This window comes from Desulfosediminicola sp. (genome assembly GCF_048381775.1).
In the GTDB taxonomy this organism is placed as follows: domain Bacteria; phylum Desulfobacterota; class Desulfobulbia; order Desulfobulbales; family Desulfocapsaceae; genus Desulfopila; species Desulfopila ganghwensis.
In genome coordinates, this window is the sequence record NZ_JBLXGE010000003.1 from 478858 (window position 1) to 501100 (window position 22243).

General features: G+C 49.6%; 22 protein-coding genes. 10 read left to right on the plus strand and 12 right to left on the minus strand.

Features of this window, described 5'->3' with window-relative positions; all coding sequences use genetic code 11:
- Nucleotides 1-11 precede the first annotated feature (11 nt).
- The 6 genes from ACN5NT_RS07570 (at nt 12) to ACN5NT_RS07595 (ending at nt 5106) form a co-directional block, all read left to right on the plus strand.
- Entirely contained in the window at nt 12-1034 is a 1023-nt protein-coding gene (locus ACN5NT_RS07570; RefSeq protein WP_419175007.1) for an ABC transporter ATP-binding protein, read from the plus strand.
- Nucleotides 1027-2043: an ABC transporter ATP-binding protein gene (locus ACN5NT_RS07575; protein WP_136796274.1), complete on the plus strand. Its 1017-nt coding sequence runs from the start codon at nt 1027-1029 to the stop codon at nt 2041-2043. Before ACN5NT_RS07570 ends, ACN5NT_RS07575 begins: the two co-directional genes overlap by 8 nt.
- Complete coding sequence (locus ACN5NT_RS07580) at nt 2040-2885, plus strand: MurR/RpiR family transcriptional regulator (RefSeq protein ID WP_136796273.1); 846 nt, start codon at nt 2040-2042, stop codon at nt 2883-2885. Before ACN5NT_RS07575 ends, ACN5NT_RS07580 begins: the two co-directional genes overlap by 4 nt.
- A 69-nt stretch (nt 2886-2954) precedes the next feature.
- On the plus strand, nt 2955-3680 hold the full coding sequence (locus ACN5NT_RS07585) for a gamma-glutamyl-gamma-aminobutyrate hydrolase family protein (RefSeq protein WP_136796272.1): 726 nt from the start codon (nt 2955-2957) through the stop codon (nt 3678-3680).
- 236 nt (nt 3681-3916) lie between these two features.
- Nucleotides 3917-4795: a hypothetical protein gene (locus tag ACN5NT_RS07590; protein WP_419175008.1), complete on the plus strand. Its 879-nt coding sequence runs from the start codon at nt 3917-3919 to the stop codon at nt 4793-4795.
- Complete coding sequence (locus ACN5NT_RS07595; protein ID WP_136796270.1) at nt 4792-5106, plus strand: hypothetical protein; 315 nt, start codon at nt 4792-4794, stop codon at nt 5104-5106. The genes ACN5NT_RS07590 and ACN5NT_RS07595 overlap by 4 nt, the downstream gene beginning before the upstream one ends.
- A gap of 261 nt (nt 5107-5367) precedes the next feature.
- Here the strand turns inward: ACN5NT_RS07595 and ACN5NT_RS07600 are convergent, their stop codons facing one another.
- Complete coding sequence (locus tag ACN5NT_RS07600) at nt 5368-5724, minus strand: RidA family protein (protein WP_136796269.1); 357 nt, start codon at nt 5722-5724, stop codon at nt 5368-5370.
- 437 nt (nt 5725-6161) lie between these two features.
- On the opposite strand from ACN5NT_RS07600, the gene ACN5NT_RS07605 reads away from it, so the two are divergent.
- The 3 genes from ACN5NT_RS07605 to ACN5NT_RS07615 all read left to right on the plus strand — a co-directional run bounded on the left by ACN5NT_RS07605 (nt 6162) and on the right by ACN5NT_RS07615 (nt 9024).
- Entirely contained in the window at nt 6162-7142 is a 981-nt protein-coding gene (locus tag ACN5NT_RS07605) for a TRAP transporter substrate-binding protein (protein ID WP_136796268.1), read from the plus strand.
- A gap of 167 nt (nt 7143-7309) precedes the next feature.
- Nucleotides 7310-7747 carry a TRAP transporter small permease gene (locus ACN5NT_RS07610; protein WP_419175009.1) on the plus strand — a complete coding sequence of 146 codons (438 nt, stop codon included), beginning with the start codon at nt 7310-7312 and terminating at the stop codon, nt 7745-7747.
- Complete coding sequence (locus ACN5NT_RS07615) at nt 7744-9024, plus strand: TRAP transporter large permease (protein WP_136796266.1); 1281 nt, start codon at nt 7744-7746, stop codon at nt 9022-9024. The genes ACN5NT_RS07610 and ACN5NT_RS07615 overlap by 4 nt, the downstream gene beginning before the upstream one ends.
- 339 nt (nt 9025-9363) lie before the next feature.
- Here ACN5NT_RS07615 and ACN5NT_RS07620 read toward each other — a convergent pair whose 3' ends face one another.
- The 4 genes from ACN5NT_RS07620 to ACN5NT_RS07635 form a co-directional block, all read right to left on the minus strand.
- Complete coding sequence (locus ACN5NT_RS07620) at nt 9364-9717, minus strand: YMGG-like glycine zipper-containing protein (protein ID WP_419175010.1); 354 nt, start codon at nt 9715-9717, stop codon at nt 9364-9366.
- A gap of 17 nt (nt 9718-9734) precedes the next feature.
- The gene (locus ACN5NT_RS07625; protein ID WP_419175011.1) at nt 9735-10043 is read right to left on the minus strand and encodes an HdeA/HdeB family chaperone; all 309 of its coding nucleotides are present in this window, start codon (nt 10041-10043) and stop codon (nt 9735-9737) included.
- A gap of 464 nt (nt 10044-10507) precedes the next feature.
- The gene (locus tag ACN5NT_RS07630) at nt 10508-11194 is read right to left on the minus strand and encodes a COG3650 family protein (protein WP_419175012.1); all 687 of its coding nucleotides are present in this window, start codon (nt 11192-11194) and stop codon (nt 10508-10510) included.
- 123 nt (nt 11195-11317) lie between these two features.
- A complete protein-coding gene (locus ACN5NT_RS07635) occupies nt 11318-12481 on the minus strand; it encodes a multidrug effflux MFS transporter (protein ID WP_419175013.1) in 1164 nt (387 codons plus the stop codon).
- A gap of 509 nt (nt 12482-12990) precedes the next feature.
- On the opposite strand from ACN5NT_RS07635, the gene ACN5NT_RS07640 reads away from it, so the two are divergent.
- Nucleotides 12991-14325, plus strand: a complete 1335-nt coding sequence (locus ACN5NT_RS07640) for a MipA/OmpV family protein (protein WP_419175014.1) — start codon at nt 12991-12993, stop codon at nt 14323-14325.
- A gap of 84 nt (nt 14326-14409) precedes the next feature.
- Here ACN5NT_RS07640 and ACN5NT_RS07645 read toward each other — a convergent pair whose 3' ends face one another.
- From ACN5NT_RS07645 to ACN5NT_RS07675, 7 genes are all read right to left on the minus strand, one after another.
- The gene (locus ACN5NT_RS07645) at nt 14410-15393 is read right to left on the minus strand and encodes an endonuclease/exonuclease/phosphatase family protein (protein ID WP_419175015.1); all 984 of its coding nucleotides are present in this window, start codon (nt 15391-15393) and stop codon (nt 14410-14412) included.
- Between the two features lie 293 nt (nt 15394-15686).
- Nucleotides 15687-16121 carry a hypothetical protein gene (locus ACN5NT_RS07650; RefSeq protein WP_136796259.1) on the minus strand — a complete coding sequence of 145 codons (435 nt, stop codon included), beginning with the start codon at nt 16119-16121 and terminating at the stop codon, nt 15687-15689.
- A gap of 240 nt (nt 16122-16361) precedes the next feature.
- The gene (locus ACN5NT_RS07655) at nt 16362-16802 is read right to left on the minus strand and encodes a hypothetical protein (protein ID WP_136796258.1); all 441 of its coding nucleotides are present in this window, start codon (nt 16800-16802) and stop codon (nt 16362-16364) included.
- Nucleotides 16803-17392: 590 nt separating this feature from the next.
- Nucleotides 17393-18676, minus strand: coding sequence for a cytosine deaminase (locus ACN5NT_RS07660; RefSeq protein WP_419175016.1), 1284 nt, complete (start codon nt 18674-18676; stop codon nt 17393-17395).
- 9 nt (nt 18677-18685) lie between these two features.
- Nucleotides 18686-19627 (minus strand): ABC transporter permease, encoded by a 942-nt coding sequence (locus tag ACN5NT_RS07665; protein WP_419175017.1) that lies wholly within the window; start codon nt 19625-19627, stop codon nt 18686-18688.
- 3 nt (nt 19628-19630) lie between these two features.
- A complete protein-coding gene (locus tag ACN5NT_RS07670; RefSeq protein ID WP_419175018.1) occupies nt 19631-20680 on the minus strand; it encodes an ABC transporter permease in 1050 nt (349 codons plus the stop codon).
- Nucleotides 20677-22227: an ABC transporter ATP-binding protein gene (locus ACN5NT_RS07675; protein ID WP_419175019.1), complete on the minus strand. Its 1551-nt coding sequence runs from the start codon at nt 22225-22227 to the stop codon at nt 20677-20679. The genes ACN5NT_RS07670 and ACN5NT_RS07675 overlap by 4 nt, the downstream gene beginning before the upstream one ends.
- Nucleotides 22228-22243 lie beyond the last annotated feature (16 nt).

A 22243-nucleotide genomic window follows, 5' to 3' on the forward strand; every position in this document is an offset into this window, starting at 1 on the left:
GTGGAACAATTATGAAATCACAAACAACACCTCCAATAATACCCTTGCTGGAAATAAAGGATCTACAAACCTGGTTCCACACCGAAGACGGTATTGTCAAAGGTTGTGACAAAGTGAATTACTCGGTCAATAAAGGTGAGACCCTGGCTGTGGTCGGTGAATCCGGCTCCGGAAAGTCGGTTACCGCCATGTCCATCCTGGGGCTTATCCCTAACCCGCCGGGCGAGATCACCGGCGGCGAAATTCTCTTTAGGGGCGAAAATCTGCTGGAACTGAACAGTAATGAAATGCAGCGCATTCGCGGCAACTCCATTGCCATGATTTTCCAGGAACCGATGACCTCGCTTAACCCGGTCATGACTGTGGGGCAGCAGATAGGTGAAAGTCTGGTTCTGCACCAGGGGTACTCCCGCTCCGAGGCGAAGCAGAAAGCCATAGAGTTGCTGGCCATGGTAGGAATTGCCGATGGCCGGGCCAGAGTGGATGAGTACCCGCATCAGTTAAGCGGGGGAATGCGTCAGCGGGTGATGATCGCCATCGCCCTGGCCTGCAAACCGGAACTCCTCATCGCTGATGAGCCCACAAGTGCCCTTGATGTAACCATTCAGGCCCAGATTCTTGAACTGATTGCCGAACTGCAGCAAAAAATAGGCATGGCGGTGATCCTTATCACCCATGATATGGGCGTAGTTGCCGAAACCGCGGATAAAGTAGCGGTGATGTACAGTGGCCAGATTGTTGAATATGGCAAAGTGAATGACATTTTCTTCAACGCCAGGCATCCCTACCTTGAAGGCCTTATAAACTCAGTGCTCGATATTGATGAAGAGATGGATATGCTCGACGTCATCGACGGCACGGTACCCGACCCGCTCGATCTGCCCGGGGGATGTAATTTTGAACCACGGTGCCCGAAGCGAATGAACTGCTGCAAAACCGAGGAACCACCCCGCACCAGCTTCGGCAATGAGCATTATGCCTGCTGCTGGCTCTACTCCGATACCAAGCATGAAGAGGTCCAGGAAAATGGATAATGAGAAAGTACTGTCTGTAAGAGATCTCAAGGTCCATTTCCCGGTGAAAAAAGGCCTCTTCAGGCACACTGTAGGCCATGTAAAGGCTGTGGACGGTGTCTCCTTCGACTTGTATCGCGGCAAAACCCTTGGCCTGGTTGGAGAATCCGGCTGCGGCAAAACCACCGTGGCCAAGGCACTGGTCAGACTTGTCGCCGCCAGTGGTGGTGAAGTCACCTGCAAAGGCGTGGATATTCTCTCCTGCAGTGAGGCAGAATTGAAGCCCTTCAGAAAACAGATGCAGATGATCTTTCAGGACCCGTTTTCATCGCTCGACCCGAAGATGACTGTAGGTGAGATCGTCGGTGAGGCAGTGAAGTTTCACCGGCCGGAAGAAGAGAGCGAGAAGCTGGTCCATGAATATATGGAACTGACCGGACTCAGAAGAGAATACGCCCAGCGCTATCCCCATGAATTTTCAGGTGGTCAGCGTCAGCGGGTGGGTATCGCCAGAGCGCTGGCCACCGAACCTGCAATCGTTATAGCCGATGAACCGGTGTCCGCACTCGACGTATCAGTGCAGGCCAAATCGCTGAACCTGATGAAACGTCTCCAGCAGCAGTTACATGTCAGCTACCTGTTCATCACCCATGACCTGTCGGTGGTCAAGCATATCGCCCATTCCATCGCTGTCATGTACCTGGGCAACATTGTGGAACTGCTGCCAAGCAGTGCACTCCGGGATGGGGCCCGGCATCCTTACACCCAGGCGCTCATTTCAGCTATCCCCGCCGCTTTACCGGGGCAGCGCAAAAAGCGAATAGGCCTTGAGGGTGAAATCCCCTCACCCATCAATGCTCCTGAAGGCTGCAAATTCCAGACTCGCTGCCGTTACGCTACTGCTATATGCAGAAAAAAGCAGCCCATGCTGGAGACTATCATACGAAGGGATCTCGAACCACACCAGATCGCCTGCCACCACTGGCAGGATATCAAACGTGATCAAAAAGCTGCGGAGGGGAAACAATGACCTTGATAGAACGCATAGGTACCCGCTACCAGGAGATGACCGCCAATGAAAAACGCATCTATGACCTGATGGCCAAAGACGCCAAGACTTTTGCCCTGCACTCGATCGGCAGAGTAGCATCGACGCTTAACATCTCAAAAACCACCTTGATGCGCTTTGCCACCAAAGCAGGATTTTCAGGCTATGCCGAGTTCAAGAAGGTATTGCAACAGGAAGTACTGCTGCAAGGTTCTCCGGCCAGCAAAATGAAGAGTGTCATCAACAGCCATTACCATCTTGATGCTGCAGAACTGTGTCAAAAAGAAAAAGAAAACATCTCCAACACACTGGAATCTATAGATTTTAACCGGATCGACACGTTGGTGGAAGCGCTCCTGCAGGCGGGTGAAATTCATACCATGAGCTGGGGAGTCTCCGGCCATCTGGCTGAGATCTTCGCCCTGCGGATGAAGATGACCGGTATTCGCTGCAACACAATCACACGTAAGCATGGAACTTTACTTGAAGAATCTACACTTTTACAAGCTGGAGATATATTACTTGTTTTTGAATTCCCCCCCTACAATCTTGAGGTGATTGAAGCAGTGCGAAGACTGGCTGATCGCAAAGTGCACATCTCCGTGATAACAGATTCGCCGCGTTGCCCCTTGGCAGAGCTGGCTGAAAATACCTTTTTTTGCCCGACAGATGCCATGTTTTTCGGCAATTCATTCATTGGCCCGCTGTTCTGGGTCAACCTTGTCTCTTCCATGGTGCTGTATCGCAAGAAAGACAAAGTGATGGATATTCTCGAAGAACGTCAGCAGTTTTTTGATGATAAACGCTTTTACCGTCATTCATGACCAAACCTCGGAATTGCCTGCACCGAGTAATCGGTTTTATAATATTTTTTACCTGGCTGGAGAGATGAGATGAAACCAGTAATCGGAATTACCACCGCCCTTATCCAGGGTGCCAAAAAGGTGTATGCCACCGTCAGTAATAACTATGTTCATTCCGTTGAACGAGCCGGGGGGATACCGCTGCTGTTGCCGGTGGTGGCTGATGCCGAGACCCGGGAACGTTATCTGGCCATCATCGACGGCCTGCTGATCACCGGTGGAGACGAAGGAGTAAACCCTCAGCTTTATGGTGAAAACCCAGTTCGTCAGTTGGAATGCATCTGTCCGGAGCGTGACTGTAGCGAGGTCCACCTCATTACTGAATCGATGCGGCAGAACATACCCATCCTCGGCATCTGCAGGGGGATGCAGACCTTAAACGTCGCCTGTGGCGGTACCTTGTATCAGGATGTCTTCAGCCAGGTTGATGCCTCTCTCGGGCACCTTCCCAAAAACATGCCGGTGGACTCAGTCTATCATGCGGTAACACTTGAAGAAAAATCCCAACTTGAATCAATTTTCAAGTCCTCCAGGCTCATGGTCAATTCCTTTCATCACCAGGCAGTAAAAGATGTGGCCAATTCTTTTACCGTTACCGCCCGCTCAGACGACGGGATCATCGAGGCGATCGAACACCAGGACCACTCCTTCGCCGTCGGCGTTCAATGGCACCCTGAAGACCTTACCTTGAAACACACCCATTTTCTCGGTCTCTTCTCAGCGCTTGTTACTGCCAGTAACGGTCATCGAAACTAACCTGTATTTACTGGAGGCAGTTACGTTCACTGCCTCCTTCCAGCCTCAGCTGCCATTACATTTCTGTAACTATCCTACACATATTTGTTGGTAAGCCTCGCTCTATCCTCAAACGTCGCAACTACCACAATCGAGCTTTTAGTTAAATAATCACAGCTAATTAACCAAACAAAGGTCAGGCACGTTTATTGCTTTTACCCTCGTAAGAAAAGAATATTCACTTATGAGGTAAACAGATGGAAATGCACAAAATTGAAGTGTATACCCAGCAGAAAGAACTCACTCAATTGCTTGGTAACTTGCCCGACACCCCTTGTCTTGTTGGTGCACTGGACGTTTCTTTCCGGCATAAGGGTGGCCAGGATAGCGTAAATGCTTCCGCCGATACCAGAGTCGAAATCTTTACCGGAGAAAACCCGACAGAGCTCGTGGGTAAACTCTCCGCGCTTGAAAACGTTGTCGATATCCAGTCATACCCGTGCCAGTCATTTCTTGCTCGAATGCCTTTTAAGGAAGAGAAAAACGATGTTCATTCTGATATGGAAGAACTCATTCCCCAGTCGTCTGTTCCTGCGAATTGCCGGGTAAGTATCCTGTCCGAAGCTTCCATCCGGATGACAATCGACTCAACTCTGAGCCACAGCTTTCTTTATAAAATCTTTCACGTGCTCGCAATAAGGGACATGGCCATTACCGGTGGCAGAAAATACCGGCAAGGTAACAAAGATTTTATAACCTTCACAACAGCTCCTCCAACTGTTGGCAACATCCAGCGTCTTCAGGATGAAATAAAGGATATGCTGGAGAAGGGAGAACTTTCAGAATCAACACCGCCTGACAGTTCTGGAGCCGTCTGTGATGATATTACAATAACAGTGGACGCCAGCGGCAACCTTCCAGCGCTTATTATCAGGGCAACAGGGAATGTAACCGCAGCCCGCAAATCATTGCAGGAAATTTTCTGCCGGCAAAAGCTCGATACCGTGATCGCCCGTTTCACTGCAAGAGAGAATGGCATAGAGGACATTTACTACCTCAAGCCACTGAGCAACACTGGTGTAACAGAAGAACTGGCCAGATCTATAGAAGGGACACTACTAGGGGAAAAGAGATGATTAAAATTGAGGCGTTTTTACCCACATCAATGCAGATTACCGAATTTGAAGAACAACTTTTTGCAGCCGGAGCCCTTTCGGTGGCGGCGGCGGAAATACGGGTTTTCAATAGAGGTGAGGCTAAAACAGAGACATACAGAGGTGTTGAACGTGTGGTACACCACTCCACTCAAACGAAAATCGAGGCGATCGTTCCCGATGAACTCCTGCCCAACATTACCGCAATATTTACTAAGCTGGCAGAAGTTCTTGGTGGGACAGCCTTCCCAAGCTTTATAACCAATCTCAACCCACCGGCCTCTGCGCGTTAGCCCGAATTTCTCCTGAGCTTTCTGTCGAGGCATCGAAGGAAAATAAGCGGAGCCATATGTTTGATATTGCCAATATTATTTTCCCTTCGAGAACGATGAGTTGTTTGAAGAGGGCTTAGTCCGGCAGACTCCCAGCGTAAATACAACGAGCGCCCTCCTCACAACAGCAGAAGGACGCTCTGCAGATAATCATGTACGATCCCAGGTTCTACCACATTACCTTATCCTGGGTGGGACAGATTCCACGACCCTCTGCTGCAACTACTCTTCCACTACCGCCGCTACGACGGAAATCTCGACCAGCAAAGCATCTCTGGCCATGGACGCCTCCACACAGGCACGCGCCGGTGCATGCCCTTCAGGGACCCAATTGTCCCACACCTCGTTCATCTCTGCAAAATAGTCCATAGATTTGATATAGATAGTGGCAGAGAGGATATGTTTTCTGTCACTCCCTGCCTGCTCCAGGAGGGAATCAACCTTGGCGAGCATCGTTTCAGTCTGTTCCTTAATACCCTTGCTCGCATCTTCCGCAACCTGACCACAGAGATAAATTGTACCGTTATGGATAACGATCCTGCTCATCCGCTGTTTGGTTTCCATTCGTGTAATCGTCATTTTCCTGTTCTCTATTTGTTTGCAATTGAATGCTTTTCTGTCGATCTGACCATGTTCAATGTGCTGCGACTACAGGCTCCGACAGGGCCCCGGAGACTCCTTTTCGATACAAAAGGGTCCCCGCATGATCCTGTCAGCCCATCCTTCTCTCAGCGCTCTTTTCCGGTCTCTGGGTAAGCGACCATTTCAGAGCAGCCATAGGAACACAAATCCGGAACCATGTCTTCCATTATAAAATTTTAAGGGATAAATCCAGCCCATAGCCGATCAGTACAACTAAGTCAGCCCGTTTCCCACACTGCCCGCACCCTTGTGCCAGCCTCAATACACGTAAAACGGTTCGGGCTTTCTTTGACATTTCACCGCAAAATGATATAGTTCCCGAACTGTCCGAAACGATTGTCTTTCCATTCACCCTCAACGCGAGTACGCAGGCTATGAGACACTCCTTTCTACTGTTCCCTCTTTTTCTTTGCCTTGTTCTTCTTTCCTCAGTAAACGCTGCAACCACCATTCAGCTTGGAGTAGTCACCAAGCCGGGTTCGGCCCAGAATATTGTCGCCGACAAATTCAAGGAACTATTGGAAGCCCGCTCCGAAGGCAGGTTTCGGGTCAAGATCTTCCACTCCGCCTCCCTGGGAAATGAGACCGAGATTCTCCAGCAAATACAGATGGGCACCATCCAGATGGGTGTTATCACCTCCGGTCCTTTTGACAGTTTCGACCCGATAGTCAGGGTGATCGATTATCCGTTTCTTTTTAAAGACAATGATCAAGCCGACGAGATACTGGACGGTCCGCTTGGCAGTGAAATACTTAAGAGTCTTGAATCATCGGGATTTAAAGGCATCAGCTTTTCCGAAAATGGCTTTCGTAACCTGACAAATTCCAAGCGAAGTGTGCAAAGCCCGGACGACGTGCGGGGGTTAAAAATCCGTGTCATGGCATCCGCCCTGCACAAAGCGATCTGGCAGGGACTCGGAGCCAACCCCACCCCCATGCCATGGCCCATCTATACTGAGCTTGAGCAGGGAGTCATCGACGGCCAGGAAAACCCTCTCTGGGTTATGGAAGTCTACAAATTCTTTGAAATCCAGAAATATATGAGTATGACCCGCCACGTCTATTCGGCTCATATTGACGTGGCCTCCCTGAGTTGGTGGAAAAGATTGAAGCCCGAAGAGCAGCAGCTCATAACTGAGGCGATGCAGGAGGCGGCCAGATTCCAACGGGCCGATAATCGGGCCAAGGACGCTGACAGGCTTACTCTTCTCAAAGCAAAAGGCATGGTGGTGATCGAAGAATTGGACAGGTCTGCTTTCAGGGAAAAAGTTTCAGACTTGAAAAACATTGCTCTTTTTGGTGAACCCAAAGTACAGGATCTTCTCGGCAGGGTGCTTGAGGCAACAAAAGAATAGGATCAGAATACTATTTTCATCTTCATAAGATAATGTTGCCTCTAATTCCCTCCGAGCCCAGAGGCCGGTCGATCAGTTTGCTGGCTCTGCTTGCGCTGCAGACGGCCCGTTTCAGTAGTTTTTGTAACAGGCTGACTGAACACAGTTTACTTGGGCTCGGTTCATTGATGACACTGGTCGTGGTCAGCCAGGTGTTTTGCCGCTACGTCCTCAACAGTTCACTGTTCTGGTCTGAAGAGCTGGCCAGGTACCTACTGGTGTGGCTGACCTTCCTGGGTGCCGCCGTAGCCTACTGGCGCGGTATGCATCCCGGGGTTGATCTCATCTATTCGCGCCTGGGCTCACAGGCTAAATTGTTCAACCGGCTTCTTGTTCATCTGCTCTGCCTCTTCTTTTTCTTCATCATCATCCGCTATGGGATCGAGTTCGCCTACTTTGTCCGGCTGCAGACCACGCCGGCCCTGATGCTTCCCAAATGGATTATCTTCTCAATCATTCCCGCCAGCGGCCTCCTGTTGAGCCTGCACGGGCTTGCCATGCTCCTCTTTGAGCTCTGCCCCGGAAAAGTGCAGGATGAGATAAAGACAAGGATTGGGAAAAAATGAGCGGATCGTTACTGCTGATACTCCTGCTGACACTCTTTCTGCTCAATGTGCCCATCGCAATCGCCATCGGCCTTGCTTCCGTATCGGTGATGATAATCAGCAGCGATTTTTCCCTGATGGTTGTTATTCAGCGAATGTTTTCCGGAGCCGATTCCTTTCATTTGATGGCGGTACCGCTGTTCATGTATGCGGGACTGTTGATGGAAAAAGGCGGCATAAGCGAGCGGCTCATCAATCTGGCAAATGCACTGGTCGGCTGGCTGCCTGGAGGTCTTGCTGCTGTGACCATTGTCTCGGCCATGTTCTTTGCAGGTATCTCCGGCTCAGCGGCCGCCGACACCGCCGCGGTTGGGGGACTGCTCATCCCGGCAATGAGGGGATCGGGATATCGAGCAGATTTCGCCGCGGCGGTGCAGGCGGCCGGGGGGAGTATAGGTGTTATTATTCCACCATCAATTCCTATGATTATTTTTGGCTTTCTGACAGGGGCTTCCATCGGCAAACTCTTTGCCGCAGGTATCCTGCCGGGCATTCTTATAGGATTGACCCTTATTGCGACCGCCACCCTCATCTCGGTCAAACACGGGTATAAGGCGCAAAATGTTTTCAGCACCAAAGCGGTTTTTACAGCCCTGCGCCAGGCGCTGCTGTCGCTGGGGGCACCCATTATCGTTTTAGGCGGCATCCTGTTCGGCATTTTCACCGCCACGGAATCAGCTGCAATAGCTGTCGCATATGCCCTGGCCGTCGGAATGTTTATCTATAAAAAAATTAGGCTCCGCGACCTCTCCACAGTTTTCATAGAAGGTTCGATCATCGCCGCAGTGGTCATGTTTATCATCTCAACCGCGTCTGTATTCAGCTGGATTGCAGCCATTGAAGATCTTCCTGCACGACTCGCCGAAACACTTTTCTCCATCTCGGATAATCCGATTATCCTGCTGCTACTGATCAACCTACTACTGCTTATCGCCGGCACCTTTGTGGAAACCACCGCAGCGCTTATCCTGCTGGTGCCGATGATCGTCACCATGGTGCCGGCCCTCGGTATCGATCTGATCCATCTCGGGGTTATCGTGGTCACCAACCTGGCCATCGGCATGCTCACCCCACCCATGGGCATTTGCCTGATCGTTTCAGGTGCAATCTCAGGGGAGCATATCGGTGCCATCAGCAGAAGGATTGTCCCTTTTCTGCTGATACTGATAGTCGACCTACTCATCATCTCCTTTTATCCGCCACTTTCCATGTGGCTGGCCGGATACATAGGTAATTAATATGCTACAATTACCAAAAGATCCCTAAATTCCCGTTATCATGAATTTTTTTGAATTTAATCTCAAATGGTTACCAACACTGAATTGCGAACGCCTCACCCCTACGTTCTTCTTGTTTGCGCCTTTTAAGAACCTGTGGTTCTATTCCATATCCTTCCGCCGCATAAGTCTTCGCGTTACCCCGTTGCGTGTTGCACCATCATTGTTTTAAAACCGTATCTTGTCCTGAACCAGTTTTTACATCTGCGAATTATTTCAGCACAGACCACAGATCAATATAAAAAAAGCCCCGATGGACATTCCCATCGAGGCTTTGTTATTCTTATATCCAGCAAGCGGCTATCTTCTACCCCGCATGCAATCTCTATAATATTTATCGTAGTTGTCGCGCCATTTGCGGTCATTCCGAATACTGCCGACGATGGCCCCGACACCGCCACCTCCAGCGGCACCTTTCCAGGCGCCTGACCCACCGTCAACAACGGCTCCGACAAGTGCTCCGGAAGCCGCTCCGTAGGCCGCCCCTTTTAACGTGCGGTTACTACTTTTTGAATTGTCGCGATCAGCCTTTCTTATAGCGTAGCTGTCGCATTGACGGTGATTTCCTTTCTTGTTGTGATTTTTGGCCATTGCCAAAGAGGCAGAAAACTGCAGCCCAAGCAGCACGACAAGTAGTACAACGAATTTGTTCATTTCAGCCTCCCTGATGATTACTGGTCGGCTTTCCTGAATGCATCCAGAACTGTACTGGTCGCGTTGGAAAGGCAATAGTCTTTCACATCCTCAGTGAGCTTGTAGGCCTTATCAACATCAAGTTTAAACTGGCCTTTTTCGCCCGCCAGGATCCCCTGATACAGACCAAAACCAGCGGCACGCTCCGTGTCGTTACCCGCCATGAGCTCTTTGCAGGTCAGGGTCTCAAGATCCAGTATTACAGTTTCCTCATCATCTGCAAAGGCTGCGGTGCCTGCAAGCACCAGGCTGGCTACCATGAGCATGAGTATTTTTTTTAAAATCATTATATTTTCCTCCATTAGAAATTTGTACGCCGTTCAGGCAATATTCTGCATTATGCAGGCTACATTTTCCCCCCGGAAAAAGTGCGGATTTTCAGAATAGTTGAAAGATATACATCAAGATGAAGACCAGCAATGTTCAGGAGACGGACTTGTGAACCGGCCTCTCATGCAAATTGCACTCAGTGTGAATGATATCGCCTTCTTATTTGGATGGAAAGACCAGGAAAAAACCCTGAATAGCGATTACTCAGGCTAATCGGTCTTCCGTGACAGGATACAACTGAACTGAACCTTCAGGAACACACCTACCACTATGCAATGGCTGTGTCAACGCCAAGCACAACCATGCCTCAAACAATTTTTTCCCGTTTAGAGCTAAGCCACCCGCATCTGTTTTGCAGGCGGCTGTAAAGCATCTCCTGATTCAGGGTCACGTTTAAAGAATGCTACTCCTCTGCCGGAACTCAGTGCAGAGCCCTGCCACAACCGTGAAGTTCCCGCCCGTTAACCCAGATGGTCACTTCACTGGAATACACCTCGCCGCTCATGGAATCCTGACACTCCCTGCCCCGTATCCGGATGTTGAATGAGACACCATCTGCAGCAGTTTCATAGATTGTCGTCCGCTCCTGCTGATAAATCTGTGGCTCAGGGCGTTCGAACCTATGTTGCACGTTTCCGTAATCTCCCACATAAATGATGGAATCCGGCCGGATCTCCACATGCCAGCCAGGCTCATTCCCCTGGGCCCTGAAATCGACTCCACCCAGTTTGGCATGCTCCCAGATAGCCTTTGGCCGGTTGTTCCGGCACTCTTTGTATTCTCCCTCGTTCCCCGCAAACCACGCGCGCTCGCCCTTGTTCCAGAAGGTGGTATCGCCATCGGTATATTTTGCACCTGACCCGGAAACCACCCGCGGCAACTCAACAGTCCGCTCTGGCAAAAAAAGCCAGCTACTCTCTCCACCAACACGGGCCACAAATTCAAACTCGTTATCACATTGGTAGACAAAGGTTTCTGCCTCTTCTGCTGGAAGGGATTGTTCGCTGCCGGAGGACGAATCGCCCGGCCCGGATGCTACCGAACACGATGCAAGTAAAGCCGCAAATACCATAGAAATGGTGGCCGAAGCGTAAGATTTTATTTTCATTGATACTCCTATATATAAACAGGTTCTATATTCGAGGAGATTGCCCTTTCTATCCGCTGAATCCGGCAGAAATAATAGCCTTTCAGCATCAGCACGTATCATACATTACTGAGAAAGACCTTATCAAGACACCATTTTCAATTTGAAGACCCGATTGATCACGATCCAGGCCGTCAGAGTCAGCGTGGCGGAACAGGTACCGAGTATCCCCAGAACACGGACAGTATCCTGCCAATCCAGAGAGATGAACCACATGGCCATGGCACCGGTCAGAAAGTAAAGAAACACCATCAGGGAGGACGCCGCACCGATATCCTGCTCGACCTGCTCCAGGAGAAGGTTATTGCCTGGCGGCCTGCCGAAAGCGAAGGCAAAAGTCACCAGCCACATTGGTACAGCCAGCCTGTAAGGGTCTGGAAGAGGCAACAGCATCAGCAGTGACGCAAGCAGCAATACCGTATAACTCAACGGTAACAGCCTCGCCAGTGGCTTGCTGCGGGAAACCCTTGAGAACAAAAGAGGAGCCGCCATAAATGCCGAAGCGTTGAGAGCAAAGAAATAGCCGTAGACCTGCTCGGAGAAGCCATAGGTGGTTATGTAGATATTTGAAGATACAGCGATAAAAGCAAAGATGGGAATGCCGAGCACTGAGAAGGCCAGGTTCAGGAGGAAAAACCTGGGATTCCTGGCAAGACGCACGTAACTCAACATCACCCGCCGCAGCTTTTCCGTACTTTTCTCCTGTAATGATTCCGGCAGCCGCCATACCCCCAGAAACGCTATCGTTCCCATAACGGCTTGCACCACAAAAACCCAATTCCAGCCAATGTGGTCAATAATCCAACTACCGATAAGCGGCCCCAGCATTGGCGCCGCCGCCACAATAATCCCCAGCTGTACAAATACCCGCTGCCGCATATTACCATCAAACAGATCCCTGCAGATGGCAAAACAGATGGCCGAGGCACTTGCAGCACCGGCACCCTGCATGACCCGGGCAACAATCATGGTGAAGACATCGTCCGCCATGGAACAGAGCAAGCTGGCAATGACAAATATGATCAACCCGACGAGCAGCGGCGGTCGTCTGCCATAGCGATCTGAAAGGGGACCATAGATGAGCAGAAAACCGCAGTAGGTGATAAAAAAGCCAACAAGGGTCAGGTTGACAATAACCAGGGGCTGCTGCCATTCATTCACCAACAGGGGGATAGCAGCGAGGTACATATCTGTGGATAGCGCGGGAAAAGCAGCAAGAAGTGCCAGAAGTGCAATAATTTGAATCATATATAAACCTGGAAAAGCATCGCCATAACCGTAATGTAAGCTGAACGAAAAGTTGTTCACTGATAAAGCCGGGAAGAGAAATCCAGCAATCAATGGGAATGCAGATCCTCCACAGATACAGGGGCCCGGTCGGGTCGTCAGATCGGGCGAACAAGAGGGCTGAAAAACATAATAGCGCTCATATCATTAGTCATTATAAATCACTGTTGCAATCACGATTCTGCCAACCACTCCACTTTATTCGTTTTCTCATCTGGAGTCCTCCCCAAACGCGTATTATTCGAAATCTCCCCGAGATTTCATAAGCCCTTGCCCTTTTACAAGCGTTTTTGTTATAAGCTATGTCGAAAATTTGCGTTTAACATTCTGTTAATTTTCAAAAACAGGCGTAAGCCTTGCTGAAAAAGCCCCGTAAATAAAGTGATACGACAACTGCCTGCCTGTTGCCCGCAGTACTTCGTAGTTTACCTCACAGTACCACCTGAAAGTTTATTTCACATTTTACCTTTATGAAGTTATTACGTTACCCAGTTAAAGAACGATCGCCTCTGATCTTTACTATTCTTGTGTCTGCCATACTTTGGTTTCCCGGCACCGGCAACGCTCTCTTTCAGGAGTTCGAGACCATAGAGGAACAGGAATGGGGTGTTGCAGCTGTTGTACGTACAGCTACCATCCCCTACGCATCCGATAATAATACTGTGAGCAGCTTCGTGCCGATGCTCTATTTCAACGGTGAACGATTTTTTCTGGATGGAATGGGTGGCGGCGTCAAACTGATTGAAGAGCAGAAGTATCGCCTGGACCTGTTTGGTCGCCTGCGATTCGTTGACATTCCGGGTGGCTATCAGAACGATGTCCAGGCCGACACCATTGATCTGGGGCTGAGATTGCGTCTCTTTCCCACTGAGCATCTTGTCAGTGATCTGGAGGTTCTTACCGATGATCACGGCCGGGTACATTCAAATATCGGTATCAAATACAACTACCACGGCGACGATCTCGAACTCTCGCCCTATGCCAACCTCCGCTATTCCACGAGTACATTTAACGATTATTACTATGGCTATGATCAGACCAGTGTGGGTAGCGGCACAGAGTTCTCAATTGGCATAAACGCTCGCTATCATCTCTGGCAGAATCTCTACGCAATAGGCAATATACAGACAACGTTTCTTGGTGACAGTATCCGAAATTCCCAACTTGTGGACCAGGACAGGGTTGACGAATTTTCACTGGGTATTGGTTTTTTCAACGACAAAAAGAAACCAAGAAAACGTCCTCTTTCCAATACTCCTTACTTACGGATTGCCCACGGTTGGGCAACGGAATCCAATATAGGTGATATCATCACCGGCGGAACCGTCTCAGACGAATACAATAACCAGCTCACCTCCATCTTTTACGGCTACCCGATCGCTGACGAGCTGTTCGGTATCCCTATAGATGTCTATATTACTCCCGGCCTGGTCTGGCATTGGAACTCGTCGGTACAAAGTTCTATCCAGGAATACGTAGTAGCCATAAAAGCATACTATACTTTCAACTGGCCAACACGCTGGCGTTTTGGTGTTGCAGAAGGTCTTTCCTACCTTTCAGATATCACGTATATCGAGCAGTCAGAAATGGACAGAAAGGATTATGAACCGAGTAATCTTATGAATTATCTGGATTTATCAGTTGATGTCGATCTTGGTGATCTTTTCAAGAGCGAGCGCATGCGCAACTGGTATCTGGGTTACTCGATCCATCACAGATCGGCAATTTTTGAATCGGCCTCACAATTTGGCAGGATCAAAGGTGGAGCGAACTACAACACCATCTATCTGCAATACCATTTCTAGTATTTCACTCTTTTAAAGAGAGTATGCAAAACCTCTGGATTAAGCCGGTGCCCTTCTCTCTGGGCCGCCGGCTCAATCCAGAGATCATTCATCCCTGAATCTAATACTTGCCACAACCTGGCCATGATCCGATTGCCACTTGGGCAGTTTATCTCTTGAGAGAGTATCGTCTTTTAAATGATCGTCCAGGACATGGACAAAATTCACATCACCAAGCCGTTCTTTATTCCGAAAGAAGAACTCCTGAGATACGTAAATATGGTCCAGTGACTCATAATTACCGTTATAGATATGGGTAGGCCACTCATTCTTATATGATTTCAAAGAGATAATATCAAAAGCGCTGTACAGCGCCCTGTCCCAATGCTTTTTCTTGTTTGCCTTGGAATCGAATTTCCAGGGCATAGGCCCCGCGATAATGGAATTCGTAACTGAACGGGTCGCATCGTTGAGATCGCCAAGTACAATCACCGGGTCGTTGTTTTCACTCAAGGCATCAAGTACCAGTTTCCTGAGGCCCGTCGCTTCTACAGATCGCCGCAACAATGACCTGGTCTGCCCAATAGCCTGCACCAAAAAGTCATCATCATCCTCACCTTCGGCGATGCTTGGCCGCTTCGACTTCAGGTGGGCTACAATCACCGTCGCCATAACCTCTTCTGCCAATTTCAACCTCGCTTTTAAAACCGGTCGCGAAAAAGTTTTGTAATGACCTGCAACCCCTTCTATCGATTCAGTTACTTCTTCAGGAATTCGTGAAATCGACTCTGCCTCTCCCGCCAGAGGAAATGTCGACGCCAGACCTACCACGGGTGAGTTCCCGGTTTCGCCAAATACATGAATGTCTTCCGCCGAAAAGCTGGTCGAGCCGAGGGCGGTGACCAGTGCCTCCTTGTGGAAGACCTCCTGAAATCCCATGATCTGGGTATCCATTTCTTCGACCTGGTTGCGAATCCATTGCACCTTCCTGCCGAAATCCTCGACAGAATATTTTCTATTGCCGTAGTATGTATGGTTTGGCAGCACCAGATTATACAGATTGAATGTTCCGACCTTGAAGCTCTTCATATTCCCTCCTCAATACCTCAGTGCGTTATTGGCAGTATGGGATTACCGTTTCAATACAGCGGAGTTTTGACGCTTCTTTTGCTGGACCTGTTGCGTTTATGTTGCCCACACCCAATGTAGATAAATTACCCTGGGATTCCAGGCCACCCTGCCGGGCGTTCCACTGATAACGGCATGACAACAAAACACCTTTTTACAGTTAGGCAGAGGACCAGTGTACCATAAGAGCACGCCAAAATACAGAGAAAGATTAAACGTATGAAGGTGGGATCAAGGTGTCATCTGGCAGGTATTCATTCTGCCCGGGAAGGTCGGCACCTTGTTCGTATTCGCATACCTGTAGAGGCTGCCACAACAACAAGAACGCACCAGAGAACTGCACGGAAAAGTGCAATAAAGAGGCTCGCTATGCCAAAAGAGGAGGAGACAAGCAGGAAAAAAGAAAATCCTATGGAAGCCAGGATTCCATATACCAGTGGATTGCGGGGAACTATAAGACCTAGCAAAATACCAGTCATTGTTACGGTAAAAAACACCACCAGGCAGTCTGAGGCTGCAAAATGCAGTATTGAGGCAAAATACTGATAGGCAATGGGCATCCCATCAATCCAACCATGATAGTTTCTGAGAAGGTCTATTTCAAAGAGCCACTGACTGAGCAGTATATAGAAATTACAACCGACCAACCCCAATAGTAACGCTATAGCCGCCTCTTTGAACTTTTGCATTCTATTCTCCGTTATCTCTTGCGTACCCGCTTTTGTAAGGCGAGCAAGAACATGCTACTCAAGTTGCAGTAGCATCTGTCGATTGTGCAGCAATCGAAATTGAAAATATTTTAGCTGAAACAACCCACATTTTTCTAATTATTTCATAATAATTTCATACAATTGATAACAGATATACCTGCAATGCCTGCAGGTGCATTTAAACAGAAAGGGAACCATTTCTAAAAATGCGTCTACTTTTCACTGTTGCAGTTCAACCAGTAGCCCCTCGATCAATATTTCCAAGGCATTGAGTTTTAAACGAACTTCCTCTTTTTCTTCTGCTGTAAGTGCTTTATAACCACGGGGATATGGCCAACCATATCCCCATCGGTAACTGGTCGGAAAGTAGGGAGAACCTCCCACACGAACACCGGTCAGCATAATTTTCGCTATTTCCGGCTCACCTACCTGAGCGACGCATTGCTCCAATACCTTATCAGCCAGCAACCGCTCTTCATAGTCGCCGCCCTGCCAATAGGCGATATCGTGTTTGATACAGCAATTCACCCATAGTGACTGGTGTTTTAAGGTACCATCGGGAAAAACACTACAACCATCAGTCGTTAATGGTTTTAACTCGCCGGCAATCGAGGTTACCGGAATAAAGATAAAAATCAGAATACAAATTATATTATTCATCAATATTGCGTTAAAAGTTTTTTTAAAGACCATAACAATTTATGAACACCTTTCGGATTACCTTTAAAAAACAGTTTCACGAAGTGAGACGTGACCAGGTTGACAAATGCCCATCCCTGGAATCATGATCCAACCGGCCTGTAGAGAAGAGCTTTTCTAGTTTTAAGCTATTTCCCTGTTCCTCTTGAATCTGGATGAAATTTAAACATCTGGAATCCAAGAACCTGAAGTCTATGCCAACCACATACTCTTTATTTTCTGTCAGTCACAATCATTACCCACAGAGATTCGGTTATACTATCACCAGTCACCATTTCATGCCTTTTTAAAATTAATAAATTCGAGCAAATACAAAGGATTGCTTTAACTACTCCAGGCAAATCAAACAAATCATTCACCAAAGCCGAGCACCGCCACGGATTAACTCCAAGAACAATGCGCAACAGGTAATTATACTCATAAAATGAGTATCATATGAGCACAGGAAAGAAAGAGTTTGAATCAGCCCAGACAAGCTGAATTGAATAGGTACATGGTGGTGCCGGGAGAATCCCGGCACCAGGTTGTCAAGCACAGGATCTCTGTCGCTTTCAGCCAGGATCTCCTTGTTGAAAAGATACCTTAGACCGCACTCCGTCAAGGTGGAGTGTACTCTCGACCTGCGGTGTTGAGGCGATGATTTGCCCTTTGCGAAACACAAAGAGTCTGGCGGGTTTCAAGCGTAGTGCTTCCATTTCGTTTACAGCCTGCAAGACCACAAAGTCCGCCTGATTGCCCACAGAAATACCATAGCCGTCAAGATTGAGAACTCCGGCGCTTCGTGAAGTAACCATTTCAACAAGCGTATGTGCCTGGGAGGCGCCCATCATCTGCAGGCAATGGGCGCCCATGTGGGCAACCTCAAGCATGTCATGGCTCCCCATCGGATACCATGGATCCATAACACAATCATGACCAAAGGCAACATTAACCCCTGCTTCAAGCAGTTCGGGAACCCTGGTTAAACCACGCCGCTTCGGATAATTATCATGTCGACCCTGCAGATGGATGTTGATCAACGGGTTACAGATCGCCTGGATACCAGCTTCTGCCATAAGCGGCAACAGCTTGGAGACATAATAATTATCCATGGAATGCATGCTGGTCAGATGGGAAGCGGCAACCCGCCCACCAAGCCCAAGGCGCTCCGTTTCAAAAGTGAGATGCTCGATATGTCTCGACATGGGATCATCGGTTTCGTCACAGTGCATGTCCACCAGCAGGCCACGGGACTCGGCAACGGAAAGAAGCCAGCTGATCGACTCACTGCTCTTGGACATGGTCCGCTCAAAGTGGGGTATACCACCAACGACATCCACCCCTTTATCCAGCGCTCTCAGCAACAAATCCTTACCACCTTCGGTACGGAGTACCCCATCCTGGGGAAAGGCAACAAGCTGGATATCGACCCACTCTTTCATCTCTTCCCGAACTTCAAGCAACACATCAACCGCCAGCAGAGATGGATCGGTTACGTCCACATGGGTTCGGATAGCCAGTGTCCCCTTGGCGATTGACCACTGAAGCAGCTTCAGTGCCCGCTCCTTAACCGCCTCGGCAGTAAGGTCAGGCTTCAGCTCACTCCAGATCTGAATGCCCTCCAGTAAGGTGCCACTCTGGTTATATCGCGGTAGGCCAAGTGAGAGAGCAGCATCCAGATGAAAATGACAATCAACAAATGGCGGGGTTACCAAACATCCCTGCACGTCCAGTTCATTATGCGCATCACCGGTAATGACACTCTCTATGGCCACAAATCGACCTTCGTCAATCGCGATATCCACAGGACTTGTGCTGCCCGGTAACATTGCATTTCTTACGAGATAGTCAAACATTGTTTCTCCTTACCGTTCGCCTTTTCTGAAAGGTACCAACAGTGCTTTGGGATACGCAGATCTTCTGGACATAACAATAAGAGCTATAATGGACACCACATAGGGCATCATCAGGTAGAACTGATAGGGAATGACCATGCCGGATTGCTGCTGGACCCTCATCTGCAATGCGTCAAAGGCTGCAAATATTATTGTGCCCACCAGCGCTTTACCCGGATTCCATGAAGCGAAAACAACCAGAGCGATACAGATCCAGCCCCTGCCGTTGACCATGCCAATATAGAAGGCATCAAAGGCGGACATGGTGAGAAACGCGCCGCCAATGGCCATGAAGGCGCTGCCAACCATCACCGCTGCGGTACGGATGGCGAATACTGAAAGCCCCTGGGATTCTACTGCCATCGGGTTCTCGCCGGTCATGCATAGAGCAAGCCCCGCCGGTGTCTTCTTCAAAAAATAGGCCACTGCCACAACTGATAGCAGGGCCAGCAAGGTCATCGGTGATTGAGTAAACAGTACCTCCCCCAGAAATGGAATATCGCTCAGTACAGGTATCTGCAGAGGCTGAAACGGGATAATCTTCGGGGGCGTCGTGACATCGGGCAGCAGCATCCTGAACACGAACGATGAGAGGGCCGTGGCAAGCATGGTTATCCCCAGCCCGGTCACGTGCTGTGACAGACCCAGATACACAGTAAACAGTGCATGCAAAAGCCCAAACAAAGCTCCTACCGCAGCTGCCACCAGCACCCCGGCCCATAAGTCTCCACCGAAATACACCCAGGTCCAGCCGGTCATACAGCCTGCAGCCATAATGCCTTCAATCCCGAGATTGAGAACACCGGCACGTTCACAGATAAGCTCACCGATAGTACCGAATATCAACGGAGTTGCCATACGCACAGTCGCAGCCCAAAAACCGACTTCAAAGAGGAATTGTAGGATCTCCATTGGCTACCTCCACCTGATACGATATCTGGTGAGCATCATGCTGAAGAGTACCGCGAGCAATGAGACTGCAGTAGCCACATCAGCAATGTAATTAGAAATATTCAACGACCTGCTCATGGAGTCGGCACCGATGGAGAGCACGGCAATAAAGAGCGAGGAGAGTAGAACGCCAAGGGGGTGCAGGGCTGCAAGCATGGCAACCACGATACCCGAATAGCCGAATCCCGGAGAGAGATCCAGGGTAAGGTAACCCCTGAGCCCGCAAAGCTCTGAAACACCGGCGAAACCGGCGATGCCTCCGGAGATGAGAGCGGTACGTATAATTGTGCTGTTTACCGGGATACCCACAAAATTGCTCGCCTTCGGGTTATACCCTACCGCCCTGATTTCATAGCCCCAGGTGGTGAAGCGCATCAGCAGCCAGACAAATACGGCAGTGGCCACGGCAATAGCCAGCCCCCAATGGAGTCTGGTCTTGGGAATCATATGGCCAAGTATCGCTGAATCGACCACTGGTGCAGCCTGGGGCCAGCCCATGGCCATCGGATCTTTCCAGGGGCCGAACACCAGCCAGTTGACAAAGAGCAGCACGATAAAGTTGAGCAGCAACGTAGTCACAACCTCATCAACGCCAAATTTCGTTTTCAGAATCGTTGGCCCAAGCAGAAGCAGACCACCAGCTAACGCCCCGGCCAGAAAAAGAAAGGGAATCATCAACCCGGCAGGGAGATCAATCATGCCGGTACCGAGCCAGGTGGCAACGCAAGCACCAGCGTAGAGTTGGCCTTCGGCACCGATATTCCACAGCTTGGCCCTGAAAGCCACCGAGGCGGCAAGGCCGGTAAAAATCAGCGGAATTGCCCTGGCCAGTGTCTCTGAGATGGCAAACCGTGAGCCAACCGCGCCTTTTACCAGCAAGATGGTTGCATCAACAGGTGATGCTCCGGCCCAGAGAATGAGCAGTGAGCAGCAAAACAGGGCGATACAGGCGGCGCTGACCGGTACCATGGCTTTGAGCAACAGGGTTGAGTTTTCTCGAGGTTCGAGTCTCATGACTGCTCCTCCCTCAGTTGCTTCGAATGAAGCACATCCCGATGGCCGCTCATGGCAAGCCCCAGCTCTGCAGCAGAAGTCTGGCCCGGATCTATAGGTGGCGACAGGCTGCCCTGATACATGACCTGAATCACATCGGCCACGGTGAAAAGTTCATCGAGATCTTCTGAGATGATAATTACTCCGGCGCCATCCCTGCTCGCCTCGATCAGCTGACGATGAACAAAGGCCGTAGCCCCGACATCAAGGCCCCAGGTCGGCTGGTTGGCGATGATGACTTTGGGCTTTTCAGACAATGCCCTCGCGAGTATGAGTTTTTGCATATTTCCGCCAGACATGGTGCGGGCATTGGCATCCTGTCCGCCACAGCGTACGTCGTAGGTCGAAATCAGTTCATCGGTGTGATTGGCGAGAGCTGCCCCGTTGAGTAGCCCGAAGCTACTGAACTCCGACTTCCAATACTTTTCCAGGGCAACATTTTCCACCACCGTCATATCACCTATCACTCCTGTCGAAGTTCTGTCCTCAGGTATTCTTCCCACCCCCTGCCGCAACATAGTGAGCGGAGAAGGCGAACGTACTACCTCGCCATCGAGAAGCATTTTGCCGGAAGAAGGGATAAGCAAACCGGAGACAAGATCGGCCAGATGCCCCTGACCGTTACCGGAAACTCCGGCAATACCGACGATCTCACCGCTATAAACAGTCAGAGACAGCTCTCTGAGCAGCTGATGTCCGTCGTTACTGTTGATATTGATATTCGCCAGTTCAAGGCGTGGCTCTCCCGGTGACGCTATCTTGCGCTCAACTGTTGGCAATTCACCGCCAACCATTTCTCTTGCCAGCTTATCGGCAGAAGTTTCGGCGGTTTTGCACTGGTGAATAACCTTGCCGTGCCTGAGCACCAGACAACGATCACTGACGGCCATTACCTCACGCAGCTTATGGGTGATGAAAATGATAGACAATCCTTCTGCAACCAGAAGTTTAAGGGTGGCAAAGAGATGAGCGCTCTCCTGGGGAGTCAGAACTGCCGTTGGCTCATCCAGGATGAGAATTCTGGTATCCCGATACAGTGCCTTGAGTATCTCAACCCTTTGTCTTTGGCCAACAGAGAGCCTGTTGACCAATGTGTTCGGATTGACATCGATCTCATACTGATCTGACAATTTTTTTATTTTCGCCTTCGCTTCACTGTCTTTGCGACGAAACGAAAAAAGCGGCTCGGTCCCCAGCATAATGTTGTCGAGGACAGTCATATTGTCCGCGAGGGTAAAATGCTGATGAACCATGCCCAGTTTTGCTTCCAGCGACTCTTTCGGTGAACCCGGCGGCAAGGGCAAGCCGTCGATTTCAATGGTCCCCTGATCGGCAACATAATGGCCGAAAAGGATATTCATAAGTGTGGTCTTGCCGGCCCCGTTCTCACCGAGCAGGGCCAGAATCTCACCTCTGTCCAGTTTCAGGTCTATGGAGTCATTAGCGACCAGCGGACCGAAGGTTTTGGTAATACCTTGAAGCCTGAGAAGCGGTTTATTCCCGTCCATGGATAAAACTCGTCGC